Below are 3,974 nucleotides of genomic sequence, written 5' to 3'. Positions count from 1 at the left end.
GGCCACCGCGTCCTTGAGCACGAGGGCGCCGGTGGCGTCGACGACGCTCACGTGCGACAGGCGCAGGATGACGACGCGCACGTCGGCGAGTTCGGTCAGTTCCAGCAGGAAGCGGTGGGCGGCGGCGAAGAACAGCGGCCCGTCGAGGCGGTAGGCGACGATGTGCTCGGCGAGCAGCCGGTGCTCCTCCTCGGTGTGGTCGCCCCGGTCGAGCGCCAGCGGTGCGAGCCGTGCCTGCCGGGCTACGGCGCGCAGCGCGAGGAGGCCCGCGACGGCCAGGCCGATGACCACGGCGAGGACGAGGTCCAGGACGAGGGTGGCGCCGGCCGTCAGGACGAGAATCAGCGCGTCGGAGCGGGTGGCGCGGGCCATGGCGCGCAGCGAGCCGGCCTCGACCATCCGGACCGCGGTGGCCAGCAGGACGCCCGCCAGAGCGGCGAGCGGGATCTTCGACACCAGCGGGGCCGCCGCGAAGACGATCGCGGCGAGGACGGCGGCGTGGGTGAGCGAGGCCAGCCGCGAGGTGGCCCCGCTGCGGACGTTGACCGCGGTGCGGGCGATCGCTCCGGTCGCGGGGACGCCGCCGAACAGCGGCGCGGCCAGGTTCGCCACGCCCTGCCCGAACAGCTCGCGGTCCGCGTCGTGCCGCTGTCCGACGGTCATGCCGTCGGCGACGGAGGCGGACAGCAGTGATTCCAGCGCGGCCAGCGCCGCCACGGCCACGGCGGGCGCGACCAGGCCAGGGAGGGCGCCGGCGTCGAGGAAGGCGAGCGAGGGGGCGGGCAGGCCGGAGGGGAGTTCGCCGATGGACCGCACCCCGTCCGGTCCGCCGATCTGCACGACGAGCGTGGCCGCGATCACGGCGAGGAGGGAGAAGGGCACGGCGGGCCTCCGGCGCGCCCCGAGCAGCATCACGGCGGCCACCGAGAGCGCCAGGGCGACGGCGGTCCAGTCGGGGGCGCGGGTGAACTCCCCGAAGGCCCGCCAGGCCACCACCAGGACCCGTTCCCCCTCGGGGACGGACACGCCGAGGGCGTTCGGGATCTGCTGCAGTCCGATCACGCACGCGATGCCGAGGGTGAAGCCCTCCACCACGGGCGCGGGCACGTACCGCATGCTGCCGCCGGCCCGGAGCAGCGCCAGCGCCACCAGGATCGCGCCCGCCATCAGTCCGACGGTGAGCACGCCCGAGGGGCCGTGGTCGGCGACGATGGGCACCAGTACCACCGTCATCGCGCCGGTCGGTCCGGAGACCTGGAGGTTGGAGCCGCCGAACACGGCCGCCAGCGCGCCGGCGACCACGGCGGTGGCCAGCCCGGCCTCCGCGCCGAGTCCGGAGGAGACTCCGAAGCCGAGCGCGAGGGGCAGGGCGACGACGGCGACGGTCAGACCGGCGAGCAGGTCCCGGCGCGGGTTGCGGCGCATCTGGCCGAGGTCGTCCCGGCCGGGCAGCAGGGACGCGAGGCGGGACCGGGCTCCGGCGGGCGACAGCGGTACGGACACGAACCCTCGACTTCCCGGCGGTCACGACACGCCGCCGCGCGGTGACGGCGCGGTCCGGGTGGCCCGCGACGACGAACACGCTTTCAAGCATGTACGCAATTGCTAAATTTTGCAATTGCGCAGATCACATGAATGATCACGGTGGGAGAAGCGGTCCCCGGCACGGCCCGGCCGGCCGTCGGCGTGCCGGTTCACCGGCGTTCCGGCGGCCGGTCCGTCAGCCGGTCACCCCCTCATCCGCCGTCGCCACGACGGTTCGACCCGCCGCCACTCGGCCTCCCACTCCTCCGAGCGCCGTCGCCGTATCCGGGACCGGACGAGCCATCCGCCGGTCACGACCGTCCCCCCGGCGGCGCCGGCGACCGTGAGGCCGGCCATGACCGTCTGGAACCGCGCGTCCGCCCCACCGGGGGGCTCGGGGACGAGACGTCCCGCGTCGTCCGTCCACACGGTGACCACGTCGCCCTTCCTGTCCCCGGGGCCGGCCTCGGCCCGTCCCGTGCGGCCGGTGCCGTCGGGTGCCGTCCACCGCACCTTCACCCACACGCGGCCGTCCCCGCTGCCGTCCTCGGTCACCGGTGAGGGCGGGGCGTCGGCCGCGTCCTGGGTCAGCACGGCGGGGGCGGTGCGGGACTCCGCGCGGCGTTCCGCGAGGGCCCGGTCCACCGCCCCCGCCGCCGCCAGGCCGGCGACCGCCCCGGCGGCCAGGGTGAGGACGAGGACGGCGAGCAGCAGCCAGGCTTCGATCACGTCACTGCGGCGGCGCAGCGGGCTGCTCCGCCAGCGCCACAGCCGCACCCGGCGGGGCCGCGCGCCACGGGCCCTTCCCATGGGCCGTCACCTCCTCGCGCCGCTCCTTCGGGAGTCCGCCACCGGGCTTTGAAGGCTCCGGTGCAGCGGCCGCCGGGCCGGGTGCGCCGGGCCGCCGTCAGACCTCGTACGCCGGGACGACCTCACGCCGTTCTCCGCCCAGGACGACCTTGAGCGCGCCGGTCTCGGCGGCGTTGCCGAAGACGTCGTACGCCTCCTGCATGCGGTCGAGCGGGAAGGTGTGGGTGATCAGCCGCCCGCCGGGCAGCCGGCCGGCCACCGCCATCCGGAGCAGGGTGGGGGTGGAGCGGGTGTCGACCAGCCCGGTGGTGAGGGTGACGTTCTTGCTCCACAGGTCCTCGAGGTGCAGTGTGGCGGGGCCGCCGTGCACGCCCACGTTGGCCACGTGTCCGCCGGCCCCCACCATGCGGGTGCACAGTTCGAAGGTCTCGGGGCGGCCCACCGCTTCGATGACCACGTCCGCACCGGCCCCGTCCGTGAGGTCCGCGACCAGCTGCCCCGGGTCCTCGTCCGCCTCGGCCACCGCGTCGGCGCCCAGCTCCCTGGCGGACTCGAGCCGGGCCGCGGACGCGTCGACGGCGACGACGCGTTCGGGGGCGAACAGCCGGGCGGTGATGATCGCGGCGAGCCCGACGGGTCCGGCGCCGACCACGACGACGGTGTCCCCGGGGCACACGCAGCCGAGCTGCACGCCCACTTCGTAGGCGGTGGGGAAGACGTCGGCCAGCAGGACGGCGTCCTCGTCGCCGATCGTGCCGGGCAGCGGGTGCACGGAGAGGTCGGCGTACGGGACCCGGACGTATTCGGCCTGGGTGCCGTCGACGAGGTGGCCGAGGATCCAGCCGCCCCCGCCCCGGCACTGGCCGTACCGTCCGGCGCGGCAGTGGCGGCACCGCCCGCACGCGGTGATGCAGGACACCAGGACGCGGTCCCCAGGGCGCACGGTGCGGACGTCGCTCCCGGTCTCGACGATCTCGCCGACCGCCTCGTGCCCGAGGACGGTCCCGGGGGGCACCTCCGGGACGTCCCCTGCGAGGATGTGCAGGTCCGTTCCGCACACGCTGACGGCGTCGACCCGCACGATCGCGTCGGTGGGCTCCTTGAGGCCCGGGTCGGGCACCCCCTCCCAGGCGGACTGCCCGGGGCCGTGGAAGACGTAGCCCTTCATGCCGATCCTCACCCTTCTCGGTTCCGGCGGGCTTCGGCGTCGGGCGAACCTGCGCCCGCCTGTGGCGGCCGGGTCTCCGGGAGGGGATCCGCGGTCCGGCCCTGCCCTTCCAGTCTGAGCGCACCGGAGCGGATCCGCGCGGCCCGCCGCCGGACCCGGGCCGTCCCCCTTCGCGGCCCGGCGTGCGCGGAGCGGGTCCCCGCACCGGCGCCGTACGCGGTACTGCACTTGGCGCCCGTTGGCGTCACCAAAGCGCGAAAGCGGGCCGCCGGTGACATCGCGACGCGCGCCACGGGCAAGACCTGAGGCTCTGCGGCAGCTTCACCCCACGCCGAAGGAGATCACCGCATGGTCCACAGACATGGCCGGTCCGCACGGCGGGCGGCCCTGGCCGCGCTCGGCGCGCTCGTGCTCGCAGCCCTCCCCTCCACCGTGTCGGCGGAACCGGACCCGGCGGGGGCGGCCGCCCCCG

At 75.7% G+C, this 3,974-nt stretch carries 3 protein-coding genes; all 3 read right to left on the bottom strand.

Annotated features, from left to right (window positions below; translation table 11 throughout):
- The coding region (locus tag AOK18_RS17420) for a SulP family inorganic anion transporter (RefSeq protein ID WP_055694979.1) at positions 1 to 1,503 on the bottom strand (1,503 nt) is incomplete at its 3' end.
- Between the two features lie 225 nt (positions 1,504 to 1,728).
- The gene (locus tag AOK18_RS17415) at positions 1,729 to 2,334 is read right to left on the bottom strand and encodes an Rv1733c family protein (RefSeq protein WP_055694978.1); all 606 of its coding nucleotides are present in this window, start codon (positions 2,332 to 2,334) and stop codon (positions 1,729 to 1,731) included.
- A gap of 97 nt (positions 2,335 to 2,431) precedes the next feature.
- Positions 2,432 to 3,502: an alcohol dehydrogenase catalytic domain-containing protein gene (locus AOK18_RS17410; protein WP_055574780.1), complete on the bottom strand. Its 1,071-nt coding sequence runs from the start codon at positions 3,500 to 3,502 to the stop codon at positions 2,432 to 2,434.
- Positions 3,503 to 3,974 lie beyond the last annotated feature (472 nt).

The sequence above is a fragment of the Streptomyces prasinopilosus genome, assembly GCF_001419695.1.
Lineage (GTDB): Bacteria > Actinomycetota > Actinomycetes > Streptomycetales > Streptomycetaceae > Streptomyces > Streptomyces prasinopilosus.
Note: the sequence above shows the minus strand (reverse complement) of the source record. Positions and strands in the feature narration are given on the sequence as shown.